This window comes from Yoonia maritima, assembly GCF_043641945.1.
Classification (GTDB): domain Bacteria; phylum Pseudomonadota; class Alphaproteobacteria; order Rhodobacterales; family Rhodobacteraceae; genus Yoonia; species Yoonia maritima_B.
In genome coordinates, this window is the sequence record NZ_JBHZRX010000005.1 from 68496 (window position 1) to 87947 (window position 19452).

Here is a 19452-nt window from a genome sequence, read left to right on the forward strand (position 1 = left end):
ATGCATAGAGTGGAGAATACCCAATGGCTTATCGCGCCCCTGTCAGCGATTTTCGTTTTCTGATGGACCATGTTGTCGGTTTCGGCGAAGTGGCCGGAACAGATCGTTTTGCAGAAAGCACACCAGATATGGTCGATGCTATTCTCACTGAAGCCGCCAAAATGTGCGAAGAAGTCATTGCCCCATTGAACCGCGCAGGTGATCTTCACCCTGCGAAATTGGAAAACGGCGTTGTTCGCACGTCACCGGGTTTTGCAGATGGCTACCGCGCAATCGCAGAGGGCGGTTGGATCGGTATGTCTGCCTCCACCGACATGGGCGGCATGGGTCTGCCAATGACGTTGACCACTGCGGTCAATGACATGATGTCCAGCTCTTGCCTGTCATTGCAGCTAAATCCGTTGATGTCACAAGGCCAGATCGAAGCATTAGAGCACCACGGCTCTGAGGAAATCAAAGCGCTGTATGTCCCCAAGATGATCTCGGGGGAATGGTGCGGCACGATGAACCTGACCGAACCACAGGCAGGGTCAGATGTTGGTGCGCTGCGCTCAAAGGCCGAACCAAACGGCGACGGGTCGTTCGCGATTTCGGGCCAAAAGATATACATCACTTGGGGCGACAACGATTTCACAGAAAACGTATGTCACCTTGTTCTTGCACGCCTTCCTGACGGCGTGCCGGGCACAAAGGGCATTAGCCTGTTCATGGTTCCCAAATTTATCCCGGATGCCGATGGCAACCCCGGCAAGCGCAACAACCTGCGTGTCGTCAGCCTAGAGCACAAGCTTGGCCTGCATGGTTCTCCGACTGCAGTCATGGAATACGATGGCGCAACTGGATGGCTAGTTGGCCCGGAGCATGGCGGGATGGCCGCAATGTTCACAATGATGAACAACGCGCGTCTAGGCGTGGGCGTTCAAGGCATCGGCATTGCCGAAGCTGCCTACCAACATGCGCTGGCATACGCCCAAGAACGCAAACAAGGCAAAGCTGGCGGATCAGGCGCGATCATCGAACACGCTGACGTGCGCCGCATGCTGGCCAGCATGAAGGCCGACACTTATGCCGCCCGCGCGATTTCCCTGATGAACGCAGTTGCGATTGATATGACAACGGCGACTGGTGACGCAGGCTGGAAGGCACGCGCCGCATTCCTCACCCCAATCACTAAGGCCTTCGGAACTGATGTAGGCATCGAAGTGTCCAGCACAGGTGTGCAGGTCCACGGCGGTATGGGCTTTATCGAAGAAACAGGCGCGGCACAGTTTTCCCGCGATGTGCGCGTAACTGCAATCTACGAAGGCACCAACGGCATTCAGGCCATGGACCTTGTCGCACGTAAATTGATGGATGGTGGCGAGGCCGCTTTCCGCTTGCTCGAAGAAATCGAACAGGGCGCAGAAGCCGCGAAAACCACGCACCCCGACTTGGCCGAGGCCGTTTGGCAATCTGCGGAATCCTTGCGCGAAGCAACCGAATGGCTGGTTGAGCAAAGTGACCTAAATCAGCGCTTTGCGGGTGCGGTGCCTTACCTTCGTGCGTTTGCACGTGTATTGGGGGGGCATGTTCATCTTGCTTCTGCAATGGCCGGGGATGCGTCGCGCGTGAAATTGGCAACCTTCTATATCAAACGATTGCTGCCAGAACATGCTGGCCTGCTTGCCCATGTGCGTGAAGGCGCGGATGACCTGCTGGCAATCACAGCTGAAGATCTGGTCGCGTAATGGCGGACGGCGTCAGCGGCATACGCTACCCGTTTGACGCCCCGCCTGCACAAGGCGAAGCAGTTACTATCGCGCCCGGCGTATTATGGATGCGCCTTCCGCTGCCGATGGCGCTTGATCACGTCAATATTTACGCGCTGGATGACGGCGATAGCTGGACAGTGATCGACACTGGTTTTGCTAGCAACAGCACCCGCAAGATTTGGCAAAAATTGCTAGGTGGCCCCATGGCCGGCAAACCCGTTCGGCGGGTTGTTGTTACGCACCACCACCCCGATCACGTCGGTCTAGCAGGCTGGTTCATGGACAATGGCGCGACCCTCAGCATGCCGCGCACGGGCTGGCTAATGGCGCGCATGCTGACACTGGATGTACAAGAAACTGCACCTGCCGAAACACTAGCTTTCTACAAGCGCGCTGGGATGGATCCAGACGAGCTTGCCCGGCGCTCATCTGATCGACCATTCAACTTTGTTGATTGTGTTACACCTTTGCCACTTGGCTATGACCGCCTGATTGACGGCGGGTCGATCCAAATAGGCGGGCGGACATGGGACATACGCATGGGCGATGGACATGCGCCCGAACACGCAACGTTCTGGAGCCGCGACGACAACCTTGTCATAGGTGGTGATCAACTGCTCCCGTCGATTAGTGCGAACCTTGGGGTTTACCCAACCGAACCAGAGGCCGACCCTGTTGGTGATTGGCTCGCGTCCTGCGAACGGCTGGCACCATATGCAACGGACGATCAGCTTGTTCTGGGTGGGCATAAATTGCCGTTTACTGGTTTGCCACTACGGATAAAGCAGATGATCGAAAATCATCACAGCGCGTTGTCACGGCTGCTCGAGCATCTGTCAGAACCGCGCGCAGCAGGCGAATGTTTTGCACCGCTGTTCAAACGTAGCATTGGCCCTGCCGAATACGGGTTGGCATTGGTTGAGGCAATCGCACATGTGAACCATCTATATCACACTGGGCAAGTAACCCGTCACATGCGCGATGACGGTGCGTGGGTATTCCAAGCCAAGTAGCGTGGACTAAAATCCACCCTACGCGCGCTGCATTTTTATAATCGGGTCACTTCACGCTTTTCTGTCTCGGACATTTCCACAAGTTTCGTTATTGAAGAAATCAATAAGACAACCGAGGTGCGCAAATGACCAAAGATACCCCCATGCAGATGAGCATAGACACCTCTGCGGAGCTGCTTGAAAACGACATCCTGCCCAAATCGCACGAGATCCATACTGATCCCAATGTGCCTTGCCCATCCAAGGCTGATCTGCCCAAAGCGATGGCTGAATCCACAGCCAAGAAAAGCCCCGCCCAATGGGCATATGAGCGGATCATCATGTATATCCAGAACTTTGAAAAACAGCTGGATAATGATCACGAAGTTGGTGTTGGGTTGGCCGGCGGCCTAACTGGCGTTATCCGGATCGAAGGGCTCGGGTATTACGACCCCGACATTGTGACCTATTACGGAACGAACGAAGCGGGCGCCAAAACCCAGCTGATCCAACACGTCACGCAAATGAATGTGACCCTAATCGCGAGCCCCAAGAATATTGACCAGCCAGAACCCAACCGGATCGGCTTTCAATTGGCGGCAGCACTTGATCGCGATACAGATGTGACCACCTGACCGGGTGACAGGCCAGATATTATCGGCTATGCGACTATAAAACTCGTCTACTAAGGATTCTAAGTATGTCTGACTACAAACACGGCGAAATGGACATCACAGCGCAAGAAAAAGCGTTCAACGACTTTATCCAGAAGGTCACTTGGGGTGCGGTCATTTGCATCGTCGTGCTGATTTTCGTGGCGCTCGTTAACGCCTAAATCACCGATGTATCGTCGTCAGTTTATCGTTGGGCTTCCGCTCGCCCTGTCTGCATGTTCAGCGACAGAAGTGTGGGCACCCGATGACGTTGTGTCGCGCGCGATCTACCGCGACCCCAGCGCCGCATATCTGACACTTTATACTATGAAAAACGTGGGCTCTGACAGCGGGGCCCACTCTGCACTGTTAATCAACGCCAGCCAACGCGTCATTTTTGACCCGGCGGGATCGTTCGAACAGAACCGAATGCCGGAACGCAACGACGTGCTGTTTGGTGCTTCGCCGTTGCTCGAAGAATTCTATGTCAGCTATCATGCCCGCGTGACCTATTACGTCATCGGTCAAACAGCGCAGGTTGCGCCTGACGTGGCCGAACGGGCGTTGAAGCTTGCATTGGCTAACGGCCCTGTACCACAAGCGCATTGCGCGCGGTCAACATCGCGACTGTTGCGCCAGCTTCCTGGCTTTGCAGACTTCCGGCAGACTTGGGACCCTAACCGCATTTCCGAAGATTTTGCGCAACTGCCCAACGTCACTAGCCGTAGGTTCCACGAATCCGACGAGGACGACAAATCTATCGCTGCGGCGCGTATCAACGCGGCCCTTACGGCGCAGTAATCCCCATCCCCGCGTAAAGCGTCACTACCCCAGCGGCAATCGCCCACAACACGTTGCGCGTCCACAACCCGACACCCACGGTGGCCAAGGCCGCAAGAATTCGTATCAGATCAGGCTGACCACCAGTCGCAGCAGGCCATAAAACCAGCGGCGCGACCATCCCCGGCAACACAGCGACTGGCGTGAATCGTAGCAAACGCAGAACGAAAGGGTGCATCGGACGGTCACCTATAAGACCCAAGAACGAAAATCGGATCAGGTAGGTGCCAACGCCCAATACCGCGATTATGAACCAAATCTCAGTGCTACTAAAAGTCATTGCGCGCGTTTCTCCGTCCATGTTTCAACCATCGCACCCGTCAGCATCGCGACAGCCGCAGCAATCAAAAGCCCTGTGCCAGACGGCAACCCGCTCAGCACGAGCGCAACGATGACGGATGCCCCTGCCGCTGCAACGTGGGCTAGCGATTTCATCATCGGGGCGACCATCGCCAAGAACATGATCGGCATGATGAAATCCAATGCCCAAGCCTCGGGGATTGCCTTTCCCGCCAGAATGCCGACCAAAGTCATACCAATCCAAACAGGCGTAATCGGCGTTGCCACCCCGAAAAAATATGCAACGCGATCTGGCACTGACATCTCTGGCCGTGCCTCGTAACGTGCAACCGAAGTGATATAGGTCTGATCAAAATTCAGGTACGAAACCAACGCCCGCTGCCACAGCGGCGCATTCCCGAGATAGGGCACAAGCGACGCCGAATACATCGCCATCCTCAAGTTAACAGCAAGTGCAGCCAGCAGAACAAATGCGATCCCAGCATTTTCCGTGATCATCTGAACCGCCGCAAATTGTGACGCCCCCGCGATGACCAAAACGGAAAACCCCATTGCCTGCCCAACGCTTAGACCAGCATCCATGGCGACAACACCAAACAGCACCGAAAATGGCGCGGCCATAAAGATATACGGCAAGCCATCGCGCAATCCGGCCCAGTAGGCGGATTTCGCTGGATTTTTGACGGTGGAAGTCGTCATCTCTTTCCCCTAGCTTTGATGTGATACGACAGGCTTAGACCTGCAAAACGGGAATGACAATTGGCACGACTTGATAACATCACTGACTATCTGATTGCGCCCCAGCCTTCGGCTACCGGATTGACGCGCGCGGTAACGGGGACCGACCAAAACGGCACCAAAATCGACCTAAACGTGGTCGAAGAACGGCCGCTTACGATATATTTGAATTCCCAAGAAATCGTGACCGCCATGACCATCGGTGATTACCCCGAATATTTGGCGCTTGGCTTTTTGCGGAACCAAGGGATGCTACGCAACGGTGAGGTGATCAAGGGCGTCGACTATGACGACGAACTTTCGGTCGTCGTCGTGCGTACCGATGGACAAACGACCTATGAAGACAAGCTAAAGAAAAAGACACGGACCAGCGGCTGCGCTGTTGGCACAGTCTTTGGTGATATGATGGAAGGGCTGGACGACGTCACACTTGCCCCGACGCCTGTCAAAACATCTGACCTTTATACACTCGCCGCTAAGATCAATCGCACCCCGTCGCTCTATCTCGAGGCCGGCGCGATCCATGGCACTGTGCTTTGCCAAGGCGACCGGCCACTTGTCTACATGGAAGACGTCGGCCGCCACAATGCTGTCGATAAAATCGCAGGCTGGATGCTGTCTGAAGGTGTCACAGCAGATGACAAAGTTCTCTACACGACGGGGCGGCTTACTTCCGAAATGGTGATAAAAACCGCCCTCATGGGAATCCCCGTGCTGGCATCTAGGTCCGGGTTCACAGCTTGGGGCGTCGAAATCGCACAACAGGTCGGCCTTACATTGATCGGACGCATGAAGGGCCAGCGTTTCGTCTGCCTCGCGGGCGAAGATCGCCTTATCCGCGACGCAGACCCAAGCCAAATCGAAAATGAACCGCCAAAAAGCGGACGAAAGGGCAGTAAATGACCCCCCTATCATCTTGCCCTAAATACTCCCGCCAGAGGCGGATTCACCGCGCCGCAGGCGAGGTGAAATCATGATCCAACCTCTTGGCGTCATACTGGCAGGCGGACAAGCCACGCGAATGGGCGGTGGTGACAAGGGGCAGCTGCCGCTTGGAAACGGAACAATCCTGTCCCACGTCATCGACCGATTAGAACCGCAGGTCGCCGGTCTGGCGTTGAACGCGAATGGCGATGCCTCTCGGTTTTCCAACCTTGGCTTACCGGTCATTTCAGACACTATTTCAGGCTATGCAGGGCCTTTATCAGGTGTGCTTGCCGGGCTTGATTGGGCTGCAAGCAAGGGCGCGACGCATATCGTAACAGCAGCGGCGGACACCCCGTTTTTTCCCTGCGATCTGGTACCGCACCTCATGATGGCCGCCGAAATCGCAGGGGCCGAAATCGCGTTAGCCTCCAGCCCCGGTGGGCGTCATCCTACGTTCGGCCTATGGCCCGTTGCATTGCGCGATGACCTGCGCACAGCGCTAAACGATGGGCTACGAAAGGTCGTTCTATGGACAGACAAACACGGTGCAGGCACTGCAACGTTCCCCGACGATGCGGCCTTCTTCAACGTTAATACGCCAGACGATCTGGCCCTAGCACAGGCGATGCTATGAAAATCTATGGTGTCGTTGGATATAAAAACGCGGGCAAAACCGGTTTGATGGAACGGCTAGTGACCGAGATCGCGTCGCGCGGCGTTTCTGTTTCAACCATCAAACACGCGCATCACAGTTTCGATGTCGATCAGCCCGGCAAAGACAGCTATCGCCATCGCGACGCGGGCGCGCATCAGGTGCTGCTTGCCTCCAAATCCCGATGGGCATTGATGACCGAACTACGCGATCAGCCTGAACCACCGCTGTCGGATTTATTGGCGCAACTTGCCCCCGTCGATCTGGTCCTGATCGAAGGCTACAAACGCGACAATCACCCAAAGATCGAGGCCTTCCGCGCCGAGCCCGAAAACCCGTTGATCGCGCCAAATGATCCAACGATCCGGGCAATCGCCACAGACAGCAAGATTGATATCGACCGCCCCGTCTTTGATCTGAACGACACTAAATCTATCGCCGACTTCATCTTGGCAGAGGTCGGGCTATGAAAGCACAGTCCAACCCGCATCCATTAAACCCGCCCCCCCTGCGCAATGATTGCTTTACGATGCCGCAGGGCGCGCATTGGACACCTGTTGAGACGGCTTCAAACCATCTCCGCGATCAACTGTCCGCGATATCTGGTGTTGAAACGATCCCTATCGCGAGCGCTGCAAAACGGTTTCTTGCACAGGATGTTATTGCACTCCGATCTCATCCGCCCGCCCCAAATGCGGCAGTCGATGGTTACGGATTTGCAGGTCCAGCGCCAGACGGACCGCAGCAAATACCCTTGGTCGCGGGACGTGCTGCGGCGGGGCAACCTTATATAGGCGCTGTTCCGAAGGGGCAGGCGATCCGTATTCTAACAGGCGCCAACCTGCCAGAAGGCGTCGATACGGTTGTCCTGCAAGAAGACGTCAATGCCTCGGAAACCCAGATCGCGTTTCATGGTCCGCTTAAGCGCGGTGCCAATGCAAGAAACGCGGGCGAGGATATGAAGCAAGGCGATGTGATATTACCTGCCAATCACCAACTCACCTCGGCGGATCTGGGCACCATGGCTGCTGCGGGTATTAGTGAAGTCGCCGTACGCAAACGCCTGCGCGTGGGCATTCTATCCACGGGCGACGAACTGCGTGATCCGGGAACGAATGCAGATGTTGGACATATATTTGATGCCAACCGCCCTATGCTTTGTGCGGTGGCGGATGGCTGGGGCTATGATGTTATCGATCTAGGGCGTGCACCCGATGATCGACCTAAGCTGCGCGCGATGCTGGATGAAGCCGCCAAGCAATGCGATGTGATTATCAGTTCCGGCGGTGCCTCTGCCGGTGACGAAGACCATATGTCGGCATTATTGCAAGACACTGGTTCGTTTGCGCTCTGGCGGATTGCAATGAAGCCGGGGCGACCGCTAGCCATGGGGCTGTGGAATGACACACCCGTGTTCGGACTGCCCGGTAACCCTGTGGCCGCGATGGTCTGCGCCTTAATCTTTGCCCGCCCGGCGCTGCGCATAATGGCAGGCGGCGATTGGCAGGAACCCGAAGGATATTTGGTGCCAGCCGCATTCACCAAGTCAAAGAAAGACGGACGCCGCGAATATCTGCGAGCACGTATCGAAAACGGCCACGTTCAGGTCTTTGCATCAGAGGGATCTGGCCGCGTTTCGGGACTTAGTTGGGCAACAGGGCTTGTCGAATTGGGCGATCCTGCGCAAAAGGTTGTCCCGGGCGACCTTGTTCGTTTCATACCCTTTGGAAACTTCGCGCTATGAAAATTACCGTCGGCATTCCTGACGCCAGTCGTGGCGAAGCAGCAGCCCTGTATTGGGAGGCCTTTGGCAATAAGCTGGGCTTTACGATGGGGCCGAAATATCGGGCTCTTATCTACATCAACCGTGTGATGCGATCCGACCATGGGATTTGCGCCCATGACGATCACGGACGCCTTGTTGGCGTTGCGGGGTTCAAGACAATGAACGGTGCCCTCGTTGGTGGAAGCTTTACTGACATTCGCAAGGTTTACGGCTGGGTTGGTGCGTTGATCCGTGTGCGGCTGATGGGTGCGCTTGAGACAGATACCGAGAACGAACGTTTTCTTATGGATGGTCTATTCGTCGCACCAGAGGCACGCGGACAAGGTGTCGGGACCGCGCTGCTCGATGAGATCGCCGCCGAAGCAAAGCGGCGCGGCTATCGCCAAGTCCGCCTTGATGTCGTTGATACCAACCCACGTGCACGTGCGCTTTATTTGCATGAAGGGTTCCGCGAAATGGAAACCCATAAACTGGGCCTACTCCGCTATATCTTTGGGTTCAAGGCCGCGACAGTGATGGTCCGCGACGTCTAACCAGACCCAATTAACGCCCCCGCAGCGAACACCAACGCGCCCCCTAAAACCACCTGAAACGCAGCCCGCAAGAATGGCGTCTGCATATAGCGGTTTTGTATCCACGCAATTGCCCAAAGCTCAACGAACACTACAAAAAAGGCCGTAATCGTCGCTGTCCAAAATTCCGGGATCAAATAGGGCAGTGCATGGCCCAACCCACCAATGGTGGTCATCACACCCGCGGCGATACCGCGTTTAATGGGCGAACCACGACCAGACAGTTGCCCATCATCCGATGCGGCCTCTGTAAAGCCCATTGATATCCCTGCCCCGACCGACGCTGCCAAACCAACTAGAAATGTTGTCCAAGTGTCTTGCGTCGCAAACGCAACGGCAAAGATCGGGGCAAGCGTCGATACCGACCCATCCATGAGACCAGCAAGCCCCGGCTGCACCCATGTCAGGACAAACTGGCGATGCGCTGCGTTCTCTTCCGCGGTTTTCTCGTCACTGCCTAGATGTTCTTCGGCCAATGCGTCGGCAGTTTCTGAATGGCTGGCCTCTGCTGCCGCAAGATCGCCTAACAGCTTTCGTGTGGCAGCATCGGTACTTTGTGCGGCGGCCATTGTGTAAAACCGTTCGGCATCATGTTCCATCTGCGCCGCTTCTTCGCGGATGCGCTCAAGCCCGAGGTTTTCGATCAACCACACTGGGCGGCGACCATAATACCCGGACACATGTTCACGACGGATTAAGGGAATCACTTTGCCAAATCGGGCACTGTGCAGGTCAATGAGGCGACGACGGTGTTCGTCTTCTTCCGATGCCATGCCATCAAAGACTGCAGCAGAGGCAGGATAATCCGCACGTAATCGTTCGGCGTAGCTTCTGTAGATGCGTGCGTCATCTTCTTCAGATGAAATCGCAAGTGCTAAAATTTCTTGCTCTGACAAGTCTTTAAATCGCCTGCGGTTCGCAAATCCTGGGATCATAGGCAAAATCCTTTTTAGAATAATTCTAATGTAATGCTAGCACGGGATTTCACAAATACAAATAGTGAACCGATCAGTTTAGTTTTTACTTGAATTTAAAACTAAACCGTTTAGTTCATTCATTACTGATTAACACATGAACGGAGAACATCATGAACCGCATCGCTTTTGGTCTAATGACCGCCGCAACAATCGCCCTCGCTGCCCCAGCCAGCGCCCAATCGTTTGGCGTCTTCTTTCCAACGCTGACTTTCCCACCGCAACCGACAGAACCAGTTTCGGACCAGTCTTGCGTTAACCTGACAACCTTGAACGACGTAACTTGCGCACCTGTTGCCAAGTAATGTTCTACGCAGCAGCGCCATTCTAAACCCGCCGCATCGCGACGTCATACTTGCCTGAACTGAACCGGTCAGTTTATGATACGGTTCACTCGGGAGGTCCAAAAAATGCCAGACGGCGCCGCAGAACCCAAAAAAGGTCGGAAGTTTGATCAGGTCCTTGATGGTGCCAGACAAGTGTTCCTGTGCGACGGGTTTGAAGGTGCGTCAGTAGACGATATCGCCAAGGCCGCCGGCGTTTCCAAAGCCACGCTTTACAGCTATTTCCCTGACAAACGGTTCCTGTTTATGCAGGTGGCCAAGGCCGAATGCTGCAAGCAGGCCGAACGTGCGATCGAAACGATCGACATGGATGCGCCTGTCCAAGACGTGCTTTATCAAGCGGCCCGCGAAATCGGGGATTTTATCACCTCGGACTTTGGCATGCGGATTTTTCGGGTTTGCGTCGGCGAAGGTGGCCGCTTCCCAGAACTTGGACGTCAGTTTTATGAAAGCGGACCGTTACTGGTGCGCGACCGACTAGTTGCCTACTTTGATAAAGCCATCGCCAAAGGCGACCTCGCCATCGAAGACCGTGAATTGGCCGCCGACCAGTTCAACGAACTTTGCCGCGCTGACCTGTTCCCGCGTATGATCTTTAACATCGCTGACAGCTTTAGCCGCGAAGAAAAAGAACGTATCGCCAAAGGCGCAGTCGATGTTTTCATGGCTCGTTATGGCACAGGCAGCTAACCTAATAACCTGCGCACCTCATGATGTTTGCCCTGACCTTGCCTTTTACGGACCTCAAACTGACCCGTCTTCGCCAATAATTCACTTAACTTAGAGCTACCATACGTTCGCGAGTCAAAATCTGGATTTGCTCGCGTGATATATTGGCCAAGCTGACCTAAATGAAACCACTCAGCCTCTCGGTCGATGCTATTCATAGCCTTAATTACCAATGGTACCACCTTTGATGGCGGCTGTCGGGATCCTGTGATTGTCGCCGTGTCTTTACCCGCCTTTGAAGAAAGCTCGCTTTCTTTATCCATTTCGGACAAGTTTTCTATTAGAATAAAACGGTTACAAACATTGCGCAGACTGACAGGGGCTTTACTTTCCCCGATACCGATCACCTCGACACCATCTTCGCGCAACCGGTTCGCCAACGCAGTAAAGTCACTATCAGAACTGACGAGTACAAAGCCATCAAAACGCCCTGTGTGCAGAATATCCATGGCATCAATAACAAGTCCTATGTCACTCGCATTTTTACCCTTGGTGTTCGCGGTTTCTTGATTGGCAACTAGCCCCAACTCCACCACTTCCTTCTTCCAGTTTGTCAACGCACTGCTGGACCAATCACCGTAAACACGGCGAAGTGCGGGCTCACCATAGGTTGTGATTTCACGCAGAATTGCTTTTGCGTGCTTCGCAGGAATGTTGTCAGCATCAATCAGCACCGCAAGTAACATTCGGTCTTTAGACATTTTCTATCTACCTCCATCTGACAACGGGGCATCAAAAACCCCCAGCGAAAAGGCCCCGGCAATGCCGGGCCTTTTCAGTTCCAACTGCGGTTTAGTATTCCACGACAGCGCGAATTGATTTTCCTTCGTGCATCAGGTCGAAGCCTTTGTTGATATCTTCGAGCTTGAGCTTATGGGTGATCATTGGGTCGATTTCGATTTTGCCGTTCATGTACCAGTCGACGATCTTGGGCACGTCGGTCCGGCCGCGTGCGCCGCCGAACGCGGTGCCGCGCCAGCTGCGGCCTGTGACCAGTTGGAATGGGCGGGTTGAAATCTCGGCCCCGGCAGGTGCCACACCGATGATGATGCTTTCGCCCCAACCTTTATGCGTAGCCTCAAGCGCTGTGCGCATCACGCCCACGTTGCCCGTTGCGTCGAACGTGTAATCCGCGCCGCCACCAGTCAGTTCGACCAGATGCGCGACCAGATCGCCGTCAACTTTGGATGGGTTCACGAAATCGGTCATGCCAAAGTGGCGACCCATTTCTTCTTTGCCGTCGTTCATGTCGACGCCAACAATCTGATCCGCCCCAGCAAGGCGCAGGCCTTGCAGCACGTTCAAGCCAATGCCGCCCAGACCGAACACAATCGCGCGGCTGCCGATCTCGACTTTCGCCGTATTGATCACTGCGCCGATGCCGGTGGTGACGCCACAACCAATGTAGCAAATCTTATCAAACGGGGCGTCTTTGCGGACCTTCGCCAGCGCGATTTCCGGCACAACCGTGTGGTTCGCGAAGGTCGAACAGCCCATGTAATGGTGGATCGGCGTGCCATCGAGCATCGAAAACCGGGTCGAGCCATCGGGCAACAGACCCGCACCTTGGGTGCTGCGGATCTTTTGGCAGAGGTTGGTTTTGGGGTTCAGACAATATTCGCATTCGCGACATTCCGGCGTGTAAAGCGGGATCACGTGATCGCCGACCTCAAGCGTCGTGACGCCTTCGCCGACCTCGATCACAACGCCAGCACCTTCGTGGCCTAGGATCGCTGGAAAGATACCTTCGGGATCGTCGCCAGAGCGGGTAAATTCGTCGGTGTGACACAGGCCAGTCGCCTTCACCTCGATCAAAACCTCACCGGCACGTGGCCCTTCGAGGTTCACTTCCATCACTTCAAGTGGCTTGCCAGCTGCAACAGCGACCGCGGCACGTGTACGCATTCTAATTCTCCATTTGCTTGGCCGGACGATCTGCGAATTGGCACAAAACTTCAACCGGGACTTTGTTTCGACTTGCGCGTTATCCGCGTTGCCCGGCATTATCAAATCATGAAATATATCATCCCCATTCTCGCGCTCAGCGCATGTGCCGCCACTGCGCCCAGTCTACCCACGGTGCAAGAAGATACCTGCAACGCAAACAGCCATGCCGATTTAGTCGGTCAGGATGTTACTGCGCTTGAACGCGTGTTGATTCTGGGAATGGTCCGGGTCATTCGGCCCGACGATATGGTCACAATGGATTACCGCGCCGAGCGCATAAACTTCCGCATCGACGCAAACGAAACGATTGCGGCAATCGACTGCGGCTAGATTTTCAGGAAAGCAGTATTCCCCGGCGTCACGAACAAGGTGGGGGCTATGAGCCGCAACACCGGGGTAGCATTTTGCTATGCCCTAGCCTTGCAATGACTTGTGTCCCCAGTTGGTAACTGCTGCGTCTGCCGGGTGGTCATTTTGCGGCATAACAATGGCATTTCGCTTCAATGCTTGATTTTAGTGCCGTTTGGCGCAACGCTACCCCATGACTATTCATTCGCCAGAACCCTTTTCGCAAAACCCCCAAATCGCATTCCACCGCACGGAGCTAGGGGTGATTCTTGGGCTCTATGGGCGGATGGTCGCAGCGGGCGAATGGCGCGACTATGGGATTTCATGCCTACGCGAGGTCGCGGTATTTTCCATATTTCGTCGAGCTGCTGAACATCCAATCTACCGGATTGAGAAACGGCCCAAGCTCCGATCACGGCAAGGGCAATACGCTGTCATCGGTATGGATGGGCGTATTTTAAAGCGCGGAAACGATTTGAAACAGGTTTTGCGCGTGCTCGAACGCAAGCTGATCAGGTCGGTCGAATAGAAAATAATATACCTGACTAAAAAAGTCGGATTGACTTTTTGGGCGCTTTCTACGAATGTAGGCCCTGTATCCAGCCACCTGTTCACACGACAGCTAGCCCGATCATGAAAATGAAAGGACGAAGGCGATGCATCTTCCAGTCTCCCAACCGGGTGGTAGCAGCTCTTCGACAAAAATAGTCACCGCAAGGAGCGCAAAAATGTCATTCCACAGTGTCCCACGCCCACAGCCGGCAGCGACCCAAAACCTACCAACTTATAACGCAGATATTCTGACCCAAGATGGCGACCAAGCGCACATCGTATTGCGCGATCAGGTCTATACATTGCGCATCACGCGTGCAGGTAAGTTGATCCTGACTAAATGAACATGGCCGTCCGTAAACAGGGTGGCGCGGCCGTTGGACAGCTATCGGACCAACCCCGCCTAGAGGCCTGCATCGTCCTGTATTTTCGGATGTGGTGTGACGGCCCCGACGGGCAAATGGCGATTGGGAATGACTTAGCAACGGGGCTAGGTCAAGCGCACGGACGCGCGACCCTCAAAACGCTAGAGCAGCTATTCGCCATTTGCACCGAACATCGGCGACGGCCGCTGATGCGTCATGCCATCGGGTGCAGTTGTCTGGGTGCGGACGAAGCGTGCTTTGCCAACTTCGTGGCGATTGCGGCAACGGGTGATCGCGAAGATGCGTTGCTGATTGCCACCCTACTTGTGCGTGCTGATATTGCACCAGTGATTACATCGCTTGCCGCTGACGTTGGCCTTGCGCTGAAATCAATGTTGCTACGTGGCCGGGCCATGCCGCAGCCCCAAGCACCTCTGCACGCAACACTTCACTAAAGGCGACGGCGCGCCAACGGCCCGCCGTGGCCCTGCGCCTCGACACGTGCCATGACTTTGGCGACCGGTTCATAGACCGTAGCCATCGGTGTTGCGCTGGCGTGTAGCATCGTTTCCGGATCGACCATCATGCCAACGTGGCCTTGCCAAAACACGATATCCCCGCGCTGTAATTCACCCTGCACATCAGTGCCGATCACATCGCATTGCAGGTCGCTATCGCCCGGACAAGGGATACCGCAGGCCGTCAAACTTGCTGAAATCAGACCTGAACAGTCGATACCCCGTGTCGAATCCCCACCCCATAGATAAGGCACCCCAAAATGAAGCTGGGCTACATTGATTGGGTCCTTGAACGCCCGATCAACAGGGCGCAGATGCTTTTTCGAGACAAAGCCAACACTCGTTTCCAGAAAATCGCGCCGTTCATCAATGACTGAAACGCGTGCGCCGAATGGTAAGCCCATCGCAGGTTCAGACTTAAAATCATCACCAGTGTAGGCATGCGTCGCCATTGTTCCCACAAAATGGGTAATGTCCTGTGGGTCAGTCAGGTGCTTCGACAAGACATAACCGACGTAGCCGTTAGCGGCCTGAACAAAGGACCAACCGTTCAAATCCTCGAAAACCGTGACTTCAGCGCCCAACAACAATTGCCGTTCCCGCGCACCATCCGGTGACCGCCGCAAATCAGCAACGGCCCGGTTCACCATCATGGGCCAACCGCTCACATAGGCATCAGCCTTTACCTTGCCAGCAAGGTGCATTGCCGCGACACGCCCGTTGGCAGGGGTTTGTCGACGATCCGTCATAGATTCAACAGCTTTGGCAGGGCCTCAAGCACGGCGCGGGCACCCATACCCACACCGCCCTTAGGTCGCGACGGCGCAGCGGTTGGCTGCCAACCATAGATATCAAAGTGGATATATGGGCTTTCGATAAAGCGGCGCAGGAACAACGCGGCCGTGATGCTGCCAGCCATCCCACCTTTGGGCGCGTTATCGAGATCCGCAATTCCGGGTTCGATCATCGTTTCATAGGGTTCATAAAACGGCATCCGCCAAACCGGATCAGCGACGGCGCGGGCCGCATCGCTAATCGCTGCCGCATGGTCATCCCTGTCGGTATAGAAAGGCGACAGGTCCGGCCCCACAGCTACACGCGCCGCACCTGTCAGCGTTGCCATTGAAATTACCAGATCTGGCTTATCCTCATCTGATAACGTCAGCGCGTCCGCCAATACCAACCGCCCTTCGGCGTCAGTATTGTTAATCTCGACCGTTAGACCCTTGCGCGACGTCAGGATGTCTTGCGGACGGAATGCATCGCCATCAATGCTGTTCTCGACTGCCGGGATCAAAACCCGAAGCCGGATAGGCAACCCAAGCCCCATGATCATATGCGCAAGGCCCAGCACTGTGGCAGAACCGCCCATATCCTTTTTCATCAGCCCCATTGACGAACCCGGCTTAATATTCAGGCCGCCGGTATCAAAACACACACCTTTGCCCACAAGCGTTAGCTGCGGGCCAGTTTCCCCCCAGCGCATATCCAACAAACGGGGCGCCCGCGAAGACGCACGCCCCACCGTATGGATCATCGGGAAACCCGCGCTAAGCAGGTCGTCGCCAGTGGTGACCTCGATCTTTGCGCCGTGTTTGGTCGCCAGCGCACGCGCAGCATCTTCAAGTTCCTGCGGTCCCATGTCGGATGCAGGCGTATTGATCAAATCGCGCGTCAGCGCCTCTCCTGTTGCAATGGTGGCAATGCGATCTGCATCGATACCTTCGGTCGCGGCCAGTTGCGCCCCTGTCGAGGTGGAAACGGCATAGCGGTCGAACTTGTATTGGGCGAGCAACCACGCCAATGCGGCCTCTTCCAGATCAGCGCCCGACAGGCCGCTCGCGATCTGGTAGACACCGTCAGGTAACTTTGCTGCAATCGTTCCCATGTGAAAACGACCACGCGCCCTGTTCCCCGCTGTCCCATAGCCTGCCAACACTTGCGTAATCGCGCCGTCGTCACCGGGGACCGTCAACACCTGCCCCAGAGCAGCCTTAAAGCCCTGCGCAGTTGCCCATCCACGCCCTGCGTCTGACAATCCTTTCAGTGCGGCATCTAGACCATCTGTTTCCACCACATGTAGCGGGATCACATTGTCTGTTTCGGTGGCAAAGTTAAGTAGCATGAGGCGCGTCCTATCACATCTGATTTGCCGCCAGACTACCCTGCCACCCTGGGGCCGCAAGTAGGGCTGTCACCTTTGGCGGAAATTCCACACCTCGCTCACCGCAAAGTCAAAGGCGCGTTCAAGCCGCGCCATCGTCGCTTCTAGCGCGATACCATCAGCCTGCTTAAGGCAAGTTTGAATGTGGCCGGCAGTAACGGCCATTTCTGTCAGACCAATCTGATCAGCAATCAACCGAATTTTCCGACAGGGCTTCAGCATCGTCGCAAAATTCTGGCTGGCTAATCCTTGCTGCAAGACTTCAAGATGCGCGGCTAGCTCCTCAAGCACACGGCTAACGATGTCTTCCGCCTCGGCCACCGGTTTTGTCGCGAACAAGCGATTAAGTGGGGCAGGGTCAAACTGCAATTTATCCACACAGCACAAAATCACGATGTCATCGTAAGGTGCCTGCCGGACCGCGAAATGAGAGGTATTGTTTTCCATAAAACGAGCAATAGTTCACTAAGGTTTTCGGAAGGTTGATAACGATGTGAAAAAGCGCTCGAAATTTCTGAAAATACGACATAGTTTCGATCAAAATCGCTAGGGAGCCTATAATGAAATTCGCCCGCCCACTGCCAGCATATATGGTCACACGTTACCACGGCTGGAAAGCAACAACCTATGCGGACAATAAAGGTTGGTATCGTCGCCTTGCTGACGAAGGCCAGCGCCCTCGCGCCATGATCATTTCATGCTGTGATAGCCGCGTACATGTCACGTCGATCTTTGGTGCGGATCAGGGTGAATTTTTTATCCACCGCAACATCGCAAACTTGGTTCCGCCATTCCAACCTGATGGTAACCAACACGGTACGTCGGCAGCAGTCGAATATGCAGTGACCGCGTTGAAGGTATCGCATCTTGTGATCCTCGGACACTCAAGCTGTGGCGGCGTCGCAGGCTGCTATCACATGTGTTCCGGCAACGCGCCCGAACTTGAAGAAAAAGGCAGTTTTGTTGGCCGCTGGATGGATATCTTGCGCCCTGGCTTCGATGCGTTGCCCGAAGGCGACGAAGAATCCCGCTTGCGCGCGTTGGAAAAAGGCGCGGTACTCGTGTCCCTAGAAAACCTGATGACATTCCCGTTTGTGGAAAAAGCCGTCAAAGAAGGCACGCTGTCGCTGCACGGCCTATGGAACGACATCGGCGAAGGCACGTTAGAAGCCTACGATCCCGACGTCGGCGAATTCGTCGGAATCTAATTCCCCCAGTCAGCCGATTGCATTTCACGCAAACGGCTGGCGGTTCGCTCAAATTCAAAGGTTCCTTCGCCTTCAAGGTATAGCATCTCAGGCTCGGCGGCGGCGGAACAAATTAGCTGCACTTTGCCTTCATAAAGCGCGTCGATCAGTGTGACAAAACGCTTTGCCTCGTTAAAGTTACTACGTGACAGGGCGGGAATATCTTCCAAGATCAGTACACGCACCGCATCGGCCAGCGCCAGATAATCCGCAGCGCCAAGGAACCGACCACATAGATCGTAGAATTTCGCCCGCGCCGTGCCATTGTGATAACCCGGCAATTCGACTTCGCGGCCTTTGACGTGCAGCACCAATGGCTCTGACTTACCGTTGCTTAGGTGATCCCAAATCTCATTTATTGCGCTGCGTGCGGCATCATCGTTGGGTGTGAAATAGCTTTGTTTCCCGGCTAGTCGATCCTGACGATAATCCGTATCGCTGATCAACTCATGCACAACCATCTGCTCTTTGATGAGCGCGATGAAAGGCGTGAACAACTGGCGGTTCAACCCGTTTTTATACAGATCGTCTGGTGGGCGGTTTGATGTTGTCACCACGATTACGCCTGCAGCAAATAGCGCCTCGAACAAGCGCCCAACAATCATTGCATCTGTGATGTCGGTGATCTGCATTTCGTCGAACGCAAGGAACCGCACCTCATCTGCTAGTTTGGCGGCAACAGGTGCAATCGCGTCATCGACACCCTTTTTGCGCGCCTCTGTCATTTCAGAATGCACCCACTGCATGAACGCATGGAAATGACGGCGGCGTTTGGGGACTTCGACTTGATCATAAAGCAGGTCCATCAACATGGATTTACCGCGCCCCACGCCACCCCACATATATAGCCCGGGCGCCGCTGGAGGCGCTTTGCGAAACAACCCACGCTTAACCGGGGTAGCAAGTGCGACGCGCACGCGTTCAAGCTCGGGCAGGACCGCGATCTGGGCGTCGTCAGGTGTAAGCGTACCCGCGTCAACGGCGGACTGATATGCATTTTGAACTGTCATAGCCGTGAGATACCCCGGCACCGCGATGATGAAAAGCGTGTCG

At 55.0% G+C, this 19452-nt stretch carries 26 protein-coding genes; 17 read left to right on the forward strand and 9 right to left on the reverse strand.

Translation table 11 applies throughout. From position 1 onward, the window contains the following. Positions 1-23 precede the first annotated feature (23 nt). The 5 genes from ACHUEV_RS12450 (at position 24) to ACHUEV_RS12470 (ending at position 4197) form a co-directional block, all read left to right on the forward strand. The gene (locus ACHUEV_RS12450) at positions 24-1727 is read left to right on the forward strand and encodes an acyl-CoA dehydrogenase (RefSeq protein WP_394180329.1); all 1704 of its coding nucleotides are present in this window, start codon (positions 24-26) and stop codon (positions 1725-1727) included. Then, positions 1727-2764: an MBL fold metallo-hydrolase gene (locus ACHUEV_RS12455; protein WP_394180331.1), complete on the forward strand. Its 1038-nt coding sequence runs from the start codon at positions 1727-1729 to the stop codon at positions 2762-2764. The genes ACHUEV_RS12450 and ACHUEV_RS12455 overlap by 1 nt, the downstream gene beginning before the upstream one ends. Before the next feature lie 125 nt (positions 2765-2889). Further along, positions 2890-3378: a DUF6173 family protein gene (locus ACHUEV_RS12460; RefSeq protein ID WP_394180333.1), complete on the forward strand. Its 489-nt coding sequence runs from the start codon at positions 2890-2892 to the stop codon at positions 3376-3378. Between the two features lie 65 nt (positions 3379-3443). Continuing rightward, complete coding sequence (locus tag ACHUEV_RS12465; RefSeq protein ID WP_394180335.1) at positions 3444-3578, forward strand: aa3-type cytochrome c oxidase subunit IV; 135 nt, start codon at positions 3444-3446, stop codon at positions 3576-3578. Positions 3579-3585: 7 nt separating this feature from the next. Beyond that, positions 3586-4197: a hypothetical protein gene (locus tag ACHUEV_RS12470; RefSeq protein ID WP_394180337.1), complete on the forward strand. Its 612-nt coding sequence runs from the start codon at positions 3586-3588 to the stop codon at positions 4195-4197. Here ACHUEV_RS12470 and ACHUEV_RS12475 read toward each other — a convergent pair. Beyond that, a complete protein-coding gene (locus ACHUEV_RS12475) occupies positions 4184-4516 on the reverse strand; it encodes an AzlD domain-containing protein (RefSeq protein WP_394180338.1) in 333 nt (110 codons plus the stop codon). The genes ACHUEV_RS12470 and ACHUEV_RS12475 overlap by 14 nt on opposite strands. Further along, positions 4513-5235 carry an AzlC family ABC transporter permease gene (locus ACHUEV_RS12480; RefSeq protein ID WP_394180339.1) on the reverse strand — a complete coding sequence of 241 codons (723 nt, stop codon included), beginning with the start codon at positions 5233-5235 and terminating at the stop codon, positions 4513-4515. The genes ACHUEV_RS12475 and ACHUEV_RS12480 overlap by 4 nt, the downstream gene beginning before the upstream one ends. A gap of 60 nt (positions 5236-5295) precedes the next feature. Here ACHUEV_RS12480 and ACHUEV_RS12485 point away from each other — a divergent pair, with 60 nt between their 5' ends. From ACHUEV_RS12485 to ACHUEV_RS12505, 5 genes are all read left to right on the forward strand, one after another. Next, positions 5296-6177, forward strand: coding sequence for a formate dehydrogenase accessory sulfurtransferase FdhD (locus ACHUEV_RS12485; RefSeq protein WP_394180341.1), 882 nt, complete (start codon positions 5296-5298; stop codon positions 6175-6177). A gap of 70 nt (positions 6178-6247) precedes the next feature. Next, on the forward strand, positions 6248-6835 hold the full coding sequence (mobA, locus tag ACHUEV_RS12490; protein WP_394180343.1) for a molybdenum cofactor guanylyltransferase MobA: 588 nt from the start codon (positions 6248-6250) through the stop codon (positions 6833-6835). After that, positions 6832-7323: a molybdopterin-guanine dinucleotide biosynthesis protein B gene (gene mobB, locus ACHUEV_RS12495; RefSeq protein ID WP_394180345.1), complete on the forward strand. Its 492-nt coding sequence runs from the start codon at positions 6832-6834 to the stop codon at positions 7321-7323. The genes mobA and mobB overlap by 4 nt, the downstream gene beginning before the upstream one ends. Beyond that, positions 7320-8597, forward strand: a complete 1278-nt coding sequence (locus ACHUEV_RS12500; RefSeq protein ID WP_394180347.1) for a molybdopterin-binding protein — start codon at positions 7320-7322, stop codon at positions 8595-8597. Before mobB ends, ACHUEV_RS12500 begins: the two co-directional genes overlap by 4 nt. Beyond that, entirely contained in the window at positions 8594-9172 is a 579-nt protein-coding gene (locus ACHUEV_RS12505; protein WP_394180349.1) for a GNAT family N-acetyltransferase, read from the forward strand. Before ACHUEV_RS12500 ends, ACHUEV_RS12505 begins: the two co-directional genes overlap by 4 nt. On the opposite strand, the gene mbfA is transcribed toward ACHUEV_RS12505, so the two are convergent. Beyond that, positions 9169-10146, reverse strand: a complete 978-nt coding sequence (gene mbfA / locus ACHUEV_RS12510; RefSeq protein WP_394180351.1) for an iron exporter MbfA — start codon at positions 10144-10146, stop codon at positions 9169-9171. The two genes, ACHUEV_RS12505 and mbfA, sit on opposite strands and share 4 nt — an antisense overlap. A 152-nt stretch (positions 10147-10298) precedes the next feature. Between mbfA and ACHUEV_RS12515 the strand changes: the two genes are divergently transcribed. Both ACHUEV_RS12515 and ACHUEV_RS12520 read left to right on the forward strand, forming a co-directional pair. Continuing rightward, positions 10299-10490: a hypothetical protein gene (locus tag ACHUEV_RS12515; RefSeq protein ID WP_394180353.1), complete on the forward strand. Its 192-nt coding sequence runs from the start codon at positions 10299-10301 to the stop codon at positions 10488-10490. A gap of 105 nt (positions 10491-10595) precedes the next feature. Beyond that, entirely contained in the window at positions 10596-11219 is a 624-nt protein-coding gene (locus ACHUEV_RS12520) for a TetR/AcrR family transcriptional regulator (protein ID WP_394180355.1), read from the forward strand. Here the strand turns inward: ACHUEV_RS12520 and ACHUEV_RS12525 are convergent. Beyond that, the gene (locus ACHUEV_RS12525) at positions 11216-11959 is read right to left on the reverse strand and encodes an NYN domain-containing protein (protein ID WP_394180357.1); all 744 of its coding nucleotides are present in this window, start codon (positions 11957-11959) and stop codon (positions 11216-11218) included. The two genes, ACHUEV_RS12520 and ACHUEV_RS12525, sit on opposite strands and share 4 nt — an antisense overlap. Before the next feature lie 91 nt (positions 11960-12050). Beyond that, positions 12051-13163, reverse strand: a complete 1113-nt coding sequence (locus ACHUEV_RS12530; protein ID WP_394180359.1) for an S-(hydroxymethyl)glutathione dehydrogenase/class III alcohol dehydrogenase — start codon at positions 13161-13163, stop codon at positions 12051-12053. A gap of 108 nt (positions 13164-13271) precedes the next feature. Here ACHUEV_RS12530 and ACHUEV_RS12535 point away from each other — a divergent pair, with 108 nt between their 5' ends. The 4 genes from ACHUEV_RS12535 (at position 13272) to ACHUEV_RS12550 (ending at position 14925) form a co-directional block, all read left to right on the forward strand. Then, entirely contained in the window at positions 13272-13535 is a 264-nt protein-coding gene (locus ACHUEV_RS12535; RefSeq protein ID WP_394180361.1) for an I78 family peptidase inhibitor, read from the forward strand. A gap of 211 nt (positions 13536-13746) precedes the next feature. Beyond that, positions 13747-14082, forward strand: coding sequence for a DUF2794 domain-containing protein (locus ACHUEV_RS12540; protein WP_394180363.1), 336 nt, complete (start codon positions 13747-13749; stop codon positions 14080-14082). A 199-nt stretch (positions 14083-14281) separates the two neighbouring features. Further along, positions 14282-14449, forward strand: coding sequence for a hemin uptake protein HemP (gene hemP / locus ACHUEV_RS12545; RefSeq protein WP_106358886.1), 168 nt, complete (start codon positions 14282-14284; stop codon positions 14447-14449). Positions 14450-14451: 2 nt separating this feature from the next. Further along, positions 14452-14925 (forward strand): hypothetical protein, encoded by a 474-nt coding sequence (locus ACHUEV_RS12550; RefSeq protein WP_394180365.1) that lies wholly within the window; start codon positions 14452-14454, stop codon positions 14923-14925. Here the strand turns inward: ACHUEV_RS12550 and ACHUEV_RS12555 are convergent. From ACHUEV_RS12555 to ACHUEV_RS12565, 3 genes are all read right to left on the reverse strand, one after another. Beyond that, a complete protein-coding gene (locus ACHUEV_RS12555) occupies positions 14922-15737 on the reverse strand; it encodes a C40 family peptidase (protein ID WP_394180367.1) in 816 nt (271 codons plus the stop codon). The two genes, ACHUEV_RS12550 and ACHUEV_RS12555, sit on opposite strands and share 4 nt — an antisense overlap. After that, positions 15734-17113: a leucyl aminopeptidase family protein gene (locus tag ACHUEV_RS12560; RefSeq protein ID WP_394180369.1), complete on the reverse strand. Its 1380-nt coding sequence runs from the start codon at positions 17111-17113 to the stop codon at positions 15734-15736. The genes ACHUEV_RS12555 and ACHUEV_RS12560 overlap by 4 nt, the downstream gene beginning before the upstream one ends. 69 nt (positions 17114-17182) lie before the next feature. Continuing rightward, a complete protein-coding gene (locus ACHUEV_RS12565; RefSeq protein ID WP_394180371.1) occupies positions 17183-17599 on the reverse strand; it encodes a hypothetical protein in 417 nt (138 codons plus the stop codon). A gap of 113 nt (positions 17600-17712) precedes the next feature. On the opposite strand from ACHUEV_RS12565, the gene ACHUEV_RS12570 reads away from it, so the two are divergent. Next, the gene (locus tag ACHUEV_RS12570; RefSeq protein ID WP_394180373.1) at positions 17713-18360 is read left to right on the forward strand and encodes a carbonic anhydrase; all 648 of its coding nucleotides are present in this window, start codon (positions 17713-17715) and stop codon (positions 18358-18360) included. Here ACHUEV_RS12570 and zapE read toward each other — a convergent pair. Beyond that, complete coding sequence (zapE, locus tag ACHUEV_RS12575; RefSeq protein ID WP_394180375.1) at positions 18357-19409, reverse strand: cell division protein ZapE; 1053 nt, start codon at positions 19407-19409, stop codon at positions 18357-18359. The two genes, ACHUEV_RS12570 and zapE, sit on opposite strands and share 4 nt — an antisense overlap. Positions 19410-19452: the final 43 nt, after the last annotated feature.

Bases quoted from the DNA above. Each gene is read 5' to 3' on its own strand.
- mobA (WP_394180343.1), top strand. From the start codon at position 6,248: ATGATCCAACCTCTTGGCGTCATACTGGCAGGCGGACAAGCCACGCGA.
- ACHUEV_RS12560 (WP_394180369.1), bottom strand. From the start codon at position 17,113: ATGCTACTTAACTTTGCCACCGAAACAGACAATGTGATCCCGCTACAT.
- ACHUEV_RS12530 (WP_394180359.1), bottom strand. From the start codon at position 13,163: ATGCGTACACGTGCCGCGGTCGCTGTTGCAGCTGGCAAGCCACTTGAA.
- ACHUEV_RS12525 (WP_394180357.1), bottom strand. From the start codon at position 11,959: ATGTCTAAAGACCGAATGTTACTTGCGGTGCTGATTGATGCTGACAAC.
- mbfA (WP_394180351.1), bottom strand. From the start codon at position 10,146: ATGATCCCAGGATTTGCGAACCGCAGGCGATTTAAAGACTTGTCAGAG.
- ACHUEV_RS12480 (WP_394180339.1), bottom strand. From the start codon at position 5,235: ATGACGACTTCCACCGTCAAAAATCCAGCGAAATCCGCCTACTGGGCC.
- hemP (WP_106358886.1), top strand. From the start codon at position 14,282: ATGTCATTCCACAGTGTCCCACGCCCACAGCCGGCAGCGACCCAAAAC.
- ACHUEV_RS12540 (WP_394180363.1), top strand. From the start codon at position 13,747: ATGACTATTCATTCGCCAGAACCCTTTTCGCAAAACCCCCAAATCGCA.
- ACHUEV_RS12555 (WP_394180367.1), bottom strand. From the start codon at position 15,737: ATGACGGATCGTCGACAAACCCCTGCCAACGGGCGTGTCGCGGCAATG.
- ACHUEV_RS12470 (WP_394180337.1), top strand. From the start codon at position 3,586: ATGTATCGTCGTCAGTTTATCGTTGGGCTTCCGCTCGCCCTGTCTGCA.
- ACHUEV_RS12565 (WP_394180371.1), bottom strand. From the start codon at position 17,599: ATGGAAAACAATACCTCTCATTTCGCGGTCCGGCAGGCACCTTACGAT.
- ACHUEV_RS12475 (WP_394180338.1), bottom strand. From the start codon at position 4,516: ATGACTTTTAGTAGCACTGAGATTTGGTTCATAATCGCGGTATTGGGC.
- ACHUEV_RS12500 (WP_394180347.1), top strand. From the start codon at position 7,320: ATGAAAGCACAGTCCAACCCGCATCCATTAAACCCGCCCCCCCTGCGC.
- ACHUEV_RS12465 (WP_394180335.1), top strand. From the start codon at position 3,444: ATGTCTGACTACAAACACGGCGAAATGGACATCACAGCGCAAGAAAAA.
- ACHUEV_RS12455 (WP_394180331.1), top strand. From the start codon at position 1,727: ATGGCGGACGGCGTCAGCGGCATACGCTACCCGTTTGACGCCCCGCCT.
- zapE (WP_394180375.1), bottom strand. From the start codon at position 19,409: ATGACAGTTCAAAATGCATATCAGTCCGCCGTTGACGCGGGTACGCTT.
- mobB (WP_394180345.1), top strand. From the start codon at position 6,832: ATGAAAATCTATGGTGTCGTTGGATATAAAAACGCGGGCAAAACCGGT.
- ACHUEV_RS12550 (WP_394180365.1), top strand. From the start codon at position 14,452: ATGGCCGTCCGTAAACAGGGTGGCGCGGCCGTTGGACAGCTATCGGAC.
- ACHUEV_RS12450 (WP_394180329.1), top strand. From the start codon at position 24: ATGGCTTATCGCGCCCCTGTCAGCGATTTTCGTTTTCTGATGGACCAT.
- ACHUEV_RS12460 (WP_394180333.1), top strand. From the start codon at position 2,890: ATGACCAAAGATACCCCCATGCAGATGAGCATAGACACCTCTGCGGAG.
- ACHUEV_RS12570 (WP_394180373.1), top strand. From the start codon at position 17,713: ATGAAATTCGCCCGCCCACTGCCAGCATATATGGTCACACGTTACCAC.
- ACHUEV_RS12520 (WP_394180355.1), top strand. From the start codon at position 10,596: ATGCCAGACGGCGCCGCAGAACCCAAAAAAGGTCGGAAGTTTGATCAG.
- ACHUEV_RS12505 (WP_394180349.1), top strand. From the start codon at position 8,594: ATGAAAATTACCGTCGGCATTCCTGACGCCAGTCGTGGCGAAGCAGCA.
- ACHUEV_RS12535 (WP_394180361.1), top strand. From the start codon at position 13,272: ATGAAATATATCATCCCCATTCTCGCGCTCAGCGCATGTGCCGCCACT.
- ACHUEV_RS12515 (WP_394180353.1), top strand. From the start codon at position 10,299: ATGAACCGCATCGCTTTTGGTCTAATGACCGCCGCAACAATCGCCCTC.